Annotated in this window: 1 protein-coding gene; it reads right to left on the reverse strand. The window is 30.5% G+C overall.

The genetic code is table 11. The features are described 5' to 3' along the window. Positions 1 to 300: 300 nt before the first annotated feature. Positions 301 to 744, reverse strand: coding sequence for a transposase (locus HY951_02475; protein ID MBI5538894.1), 444 nt, complete (start codon positions 742 to 744; stop codon positions 301 to 303). Between the last annotated feature and the right edge of the window lie 421 nt (positions 745 to 1,165).

Here is a 1,165-nt window from a genome sequence, read left to right on the forward strand (position 1 = left end):
AGAAGTAAACTCCTTCGCTAATTCCGTTCCGTTTAAGCCGCTCATGATAAAAAGCATGGTGTTTGACTTTTTAACTCAAACGGGAAATAACAAATATATTGAGCAATATTATTTCTTGAAAAAACGCTAATTCGATAATCTTTCATAGTATCGATTTAAAAAATCTATTGCAAAACCGTTCAAAAGTTCTATTTTGGTTTTGTGATCCTTCTTTGAATTTTTTAATAACAAATTAAACCTTATTTTTTTCCTTTTTACCTTAATAGACAAAACAACAAAAAGAAATATAACCTTATTACCTTATTTCTGATACCGCAAACTCTTTTGATAAAATTTCAGAAACGAATCATATTCTTCTGCAAAACTAAATTTACGATGATGTTGAGGTTGATTGAGAATATATTTACAAACCTTGTCCACATCTCCTTTTGATACCGAAAATGCAGACGCTGTTTCTTGCCACGAAAATTTTCCAATGCATAATTTATTTTGATTGATAAAGTTATCTGAACTATTTGCTATAATATCGGCTAAGTCATCGTCCGATAATTTTGGCGAGCGTGAAACAAGAAAATGAACATGCTCCGGATTGGCGTATATCGCATATAATTTTGAATCATTATTGTTAACAATACCTGTAATATATTTTTCAATGCGCGCTCTATGCTTTTCCTGTATTAATGGCAGGCGGTGTAAAGTTGTAAATATAAAATGCGTGAAAAGATTTCGGTATTCTATTCTCATTTAGTATTGATAAGGTAATAAGGTTAACGGTTCGGGGTTCAATTTTTCTATTAAGGTTAAAGACATTAATAAGGTTTTTATTTCATTTTTGCCAACCGGCTAAATTTACAAAACTGGTAAAAAAGCATCAACCCGGCATAACGAATCAATCCACTTTTTGTGAGAATGAGAAACGAAATATTCGTGGTCCTTTTGGCATCCCGCACAAAGTTACTTAATAAGTAGGTTTGTGCGGAACTCACTTTTTTATATGACAGTTTGAAGTTCACGAATGAAAAATCAATAGTCAAATAGAATAAATCGTATTTTTATAGCGTTTTTTCAAGTATTTATAAATGCAAATACTGCTTATATAAATTCTTTTGAAGTCATTAATTCTTTAGGGATTGTTTTAAAAAAAACAAAAGTTGTTTCAAGCAAC

Source organism: Bacteroidia bacterium (assembly GCA_016218155.1).
GTDB lineage: Bacteria > Bacteroidota > Bacteroidia > Bacteroidales > GWA2-32-17 > GWA2-32-17.

Bases quoted from the DNA above. Each gene is read 5' to 3' on its own strand.
- HY951_02475 (MBI5538894.1), bottom strand. From the start codon at position 744: ATGAGAATAGAATACCGAAATCTTTTCACGCATTTTATATTTACAACT.